Source organism: Escherichia sp. KCJ4928 (genome assembly GCF_004352695.1).
Taxonomy (GTDB): domain Bacteria; phylum Pseudomonadota; class Gammaproteobacteria; order Enterobacterales; family Enterobacteriaceae; genus ECMA0423.
Genome location: NZ_SJWV01000227.1, coordinates 1 through 5,623 on the forward strand (window position 1 = coordinate 1; position 5,623 = coordinate 5,623).

The window sequence follows — 5,623 nt, forward strand, 5'->3', positions numbered from 1 at the left end:
GGATCAAAGTGTACTGTTGTACCATTTCTGCTGGGAGTTGATTTCCCATTTTTAATCACATTTTCAATAACAGATGGCGTTATCCCTCTGTCCTGCATTCTATCCAATGCATGACCAGAATACTCTCTATTACTAATAGTAGCTGGTAGGTTCCTGACAGGCTGATAAGATGGGTTTTTAGGCTGATTCATCTGATTGTATCTACTTCCCATGGGAAGTGTTGCTGATAACTCATCACTGGCCTTATTTATCAGCTTAGACGCTTCAACAACATCTCCCTTCTTCAACGCCGTCTCCGCAGCTTTAATCGTCTTGCTCGCAACATCTCCAGCACCGGGAATAATACCTACTGCAGCAACCAAGTAATCCAGAGCGCTTTGTGCCTCCGCAAAACTCTTGATATCGCCAACCACTGGTACAAAATCCGCCCCTGTCGACAGAATAGTTTTCAACGCCTCCCTACGCTGAGAATACATCATAGCTGAACACGCATCAGCACTCATTCCCTCACAATTTTCTTTCCTGTAGCGTTCGTTTTCTGCTTCAACGCGTTCTTTCGCGACCTGCTGAGGTGTCTTACCCTGCGATGTAGCTTCGGTTAAATCACTGAGCGCATTATTCTCAACAGCATTCTTCCCGCTCTGTGCGCCCACTGCTGCTGATGCGGTGCTGTTTCCGGTAAGACCTCCGGCCAGCCCTGCTGAAACGGTTGCCAACGTACTTATCGTCTGCTTCTGATCTTCACTGAGGTCTGACTGTTTCACGCCCGGATACAGCATTCCGGCAATCGCTCTGGCTGCCAGCTCTCCCGTTGCTGCGCCTGCTGCACCGGCAGCAACATTATTACCCTGCATTGCCGCTACTGCGCCACCCAGAATGGCGTGAGCAATGGCATTTACTGCCGGATCTTTTTCTGTTGATTTCAGCAGGTGCGCCAGTTCCGGGGCCGAAGCTCCGGCCAGAGCACCCGCTAAATTCCCCCCAGCCAGTCCCTGAAGCGCGGCTGTCGCGGCCTGTATACCCAGCTGAATCTCACTGCCAGTGCCATACTTTTCCTGTTCCTTTTTGTATTCCGGCGTATCACGCAGTTTCGCAAGATATTCCTGACGTTGTTTCTCTGTTGCATTAGCAGGAAGTGTTTCGCCGGTTGCTTCCTTCGCGGCCTTCAACGCATTCAGTTCCCCCTGCGTCCGCGCGATATCCGCCACCTGACTGCCTATGTCACTGATAAGCCCCACTGTCTGCAGACGCCTCTGCTCCTTCTCCTTGTCAAATATCGGGCTGATACTGTCATTAGCGTGCGCAGGATCACGGCTGAGGTCTGCCGGATTCTGCTTCTGATTGTCCCTGTCCCGGATGGTGATAGTGCCTTCTGCCACTGCGGCCTGAGTCGTTCCTTCCGCATGTCCGCTGTGACCTCCGGCGGATATCATGCCACCCGGCATGTTACCCTGAAATTTATCCCCGAAGCTGCCACCACCGCTCAGACTGATCCCACTGTGACTGACTTTATAATCCGCTTCGTTGTGAAGGTCACTGAACCCCAGCGTTCCGGTATCCAGGTGGTTTTTATCCGGTGTGGCAGTGGAGGCAATCACCGCACCATCCAGTTGGGTATGTCTGCCCACTGTAATGTCGAAGCCGCCGTCACCGGCAAACATTCCGGTTTGTTCAGCAACGGAGTCAAAGCGGCTCTTCATCTTATCCCGGGAGGCAGCGATGTAGCCGGAGCCGGTCATGGAGCCAAAGGTAAAACTACCGCCGGCAGCCACGCTGGTCTGTTTACTGTCGTACTTACTGGTGTCCTGCTGGCTGCTTATCTGCAGGTCGTGGCCCACATCGGCGATAATCCTGTTGCCGTTGACCTGAGCACCGTTCAGTACCGTATCCCGACCACTGTTGATGGTGACGGTTTTACCGCTGTCTGTTGTGGTTTCAGTCCACTCAGTACCGTTACCTTTCTCGCTGCCTTTTGCCGCATTAACGCTGGCAAAGACGCTGATACCGGCACCTTTACCTGCACCGATACTGACACCCACGCCACCGCCACTGCTGCTGTTCCTGCCCGTTGTTTTTTGTGTGTTTGCGGCGCCACTCAACAGAATATCATTCGCGGCATCCAGGCTTGTGTTACCACCGGCCTTAAGCTGGCTTCCTGCAATCACAATATCTCCGCGGTTATCGCCCCTGTTTTTGCCGGTTGCGACAACAGACAGATTATTCCCGGCATTCAGCGTACTGCCGGATACTGTGTCACTTTCAGAATGTTGTTGTGATTTCGATTTCTGGGTGGTGAGCGACAGGCTGACTCCCGTCGCATTCGGGTCACCGGTTGCGGAGGCCATTGCCACAGCCTGTCCGGCCTGCACACCAGACAGCGCTGTCTTTGTGGCCTGCAGGGCTTTCAGACGACTGTCACTGCTCTCCTTCGTCTCCTGTGCACTGGTGACCGCATTATTAATGGCACTGCCCACTGTGCCGGAAAGGGCAACCGTCAGCCCGCTTTTCTTCTGCTCAAATTTGTCGTCCACAGTACGACGGTCATGCCCCGGGTCAACCACCACACTGTCACCGGTAATGCTGATATCCCGGTTTGCAATCACATCCGAACCGCTGATATGAGCCTGTTTGCCCGCGGTAATACTGACATTACCGGCAGTGGAGCCGATGGTACTGGCACTCTGACTCTGCGTTGTCCCGGCCTCGCGGCGGTCGTGCGTTGTCTTACTGCTGCCAATGGTGAAACCAATACCGCCGGAACCCATCAGACCGGATTTCTTCGTTTCCTTAAAGCGCCAGGACGTATCTGTACTGGTGGCAGCAAGAACATCAACATGGTTACCCGCCGCCAGTGACACATCCCGGTCAGCCACCACATCCGAACCCTCTACCGTCAGGTTATCACCGGCGTTAACGGTCACGCGGTTCCCCGACAGCAGGGAGCCAGCTTCACGGGTGGCACTGTCCTCACTGATGGTGTGGGTGGTTTTCTTACTGAGAAAACCTCCGCTTTTTTTCTTCGTTTCCAGATAGTGATAGTCACTTTCTGTCGCCGTGGTCAGGGCAACATCACGACCGGCATTCACGCTGATATTGCCGGTTGCGGTAACGGATGACGCAACAGCGGTGATATCCCGTCCTGCGTTGACGGTGGTGTCACCACCGCTGGCGATTTCCGTTCCCTGCTGACGAACGGTTTCATCAATGACCGTTTTCTTTTTCGAGTATGAACTGCTGCCGGTCACGGACTCTTCCGCCAGCAGATTAACGTCGCGCCCGGCCCGGACAGTGATGTTGTCTTCCGCTGCGATACCTGCACCCTGACTGCTCACATCCCGGCCTGCACTCAGCATCACACTGTCGCCGGCAGTAATGGTCGTAAGCCCGGCTCTGCGCTGGTGAGACTCACTGTTTGCATGACGTCTGCTGCTTACCCTGTCAATGGCATTCAGACTGAGATCATTGCCGGCAATAAGTGCTGCGCGGTCTCCGGCACTGATTTCTGCCCCTGTGACCGAAATGTTTTTATCTGCCCGGATGTCCAGACTATCCATGGCACTGACAGAGGCAATGCTTCCCGTATAAGTGTGTTTCAGGGCGAGGCTGTCTTCCGGTGCATCAAGCTGCCAGTGTGAGTACCGGGTGAGATTATTGACATTGCCGGCGAGACTCTCCAGCCGGACAGTCTTACCGGTAATCGTGGCACTGATATTGTTGATATCGCCCATCGCTTTCAGTCCGAGAGCGCCACCGGCATTTATAAGCCCGGACTCAAGGTTACCCAGACTGTCAGCGCTGTCGATGGTGAGATTATTCTGCGCCATCAGGGTACTGCCACTGTTAGTGACATTCCCTCCTGCCAGGTGCACATTCTGACCGCTGATAATACTGCCGTTCTGCAGCGTCACATCTTTCGGTGACAGATACACCTCCGGCACCATCACCGTCTGACCCTTTATCGTGACGGCTTTATACCACAGAATACTTTGGTCGAGAGCCGCCACCTGGTCTGCTGTCAGTGCCACACCAAACTTCAGACCGAGCGCCTTCTGTGCACGGGCAGCGTTATCCATCAGGTAGCGCATCTGGTCGGTGTCTGAACCAACCCCGTTGATATAGCGCCCCCCGATCTGGTTCAGCATATAGTTCGATACATAGCGGGTATCAAAAGCGGCATCCCCCAGGAAGCGATAATCTTTTTCCGGTTTCAGCCCGAGCCGGTCAAGAAAATACGATGAGCCCGGGAATTGTTTTTCATCAGTATACGCCGGGTCTGTTTCACGTGGTGCCTGCCCGGGGTGCATCCTGAGCAGGTCATACAGTCCGGTAAACAGACTGCTGTCCACCTTTCCGAGACCATCCAGTTTCGGATTCACCGTAATCAGATATGGACTGTCAGGGTCTGCTGACGGGACAAAATAACCATTGTTACCGGAAGGCAGGGGATAGTTCCCCTCCACGATGCCGGAAGCCAGGTCCGTACCACTGCCGATCGTCAGACGGGTAATGGTGTCAGTCCAGTCCGGGGCTGTGACGGTCAGCATCTCTGTGCCATCCGGCGCCAGTTGAGCCATTCCCGGGCTGATATTTTTCTCTGCCGGCGTGTTAATTTCAGGTGCCGCAAGGGTATTTGTGATCCGTCCTGCATTTGAGGTTGTGGATGTATTACTGATATCACTGGAAAAAACGGCAGTGACATTTTTGCCTGCCTGAATCACGGCTCTCAGAGCCTGACCGGTGTCTCTGGTGACATATTCCGGAGCTCCGGAGAGAGTAAAGGTAACGCGATCATCGGCAGAAGCATCTCCATACTGCAGATGCCCGTCGTTGGGGATCATGGCCAGTTTGCCGTAATAGCGATACACATTGTATTCATCCTGTGTATAGCCAAAGAAGGACTGATTGTTCAGTTGTGAACCCGACAGGCTGACAAACCCGCTGGCAAGAAGATGACTCCCCGTATTATCCAGTTTGTCCGCGTCAATCAGCAGATTATTCCCGGCCGAAATTCTGGCAGTCCCTCCTGTTGCACCAACATCGACGCGTGTTGTGCCAGTCAGAAATTTCCGGGTGGCTCCCTTTTCAGTCGGAACGGCCCATGCCTCAAAACCACCACCGGCAGTACCGCTCCAGGACTTCACATAATATCCCCATCCATCTTCACCTAAATCGCCCACTCTGACTGAAACAGAATTTGCACCATCAGGTACTGCGACATTCTCAACCGGAATGTATGATTTTGTCTCATTTATACCCTCCCGCTGATTCAGTAAATGTCCGGTTCTGATGGTGATATCACCGCGGGTGGTTTCGATATTCCCGGAGGTATTAATCACTTCAGCATTCGCGGCACCACTGACATCTTTCTGCATCACCAGGCTGTCACCCGCCAGCATATCGCCGTGATGGTTCCGGATGGTGCTGGCAAACAGCGAGAGGTTATTGCCCGCATACAACAGTGCGGTGTTAATGACTGCCCCGGCGGCCGTTAACATCAGACTACCCGTCGTGCCGGTAAAAGCGTCGAGAGTGATATCTCCCCTGCTGGTCAGGCTGACGTCCCCGCCTGCCTGCAGGCTGCCGCTGGCATTCATCGCAATCCCGCTGCCGCTCAGTGCCGTGG

Annotated in this window: 1 pseudogene; it reads right to left on the reverse strand. The window is 53.9% G+C overall.

Annotated elements, in window-relative coordinates:
- Positions 1-5,623, reverse strand: a pseudogene (gene cdiA / locus E0D98_RS21000) (contact-dependent inhibition toxin CdiA); the annotation flags it as partial.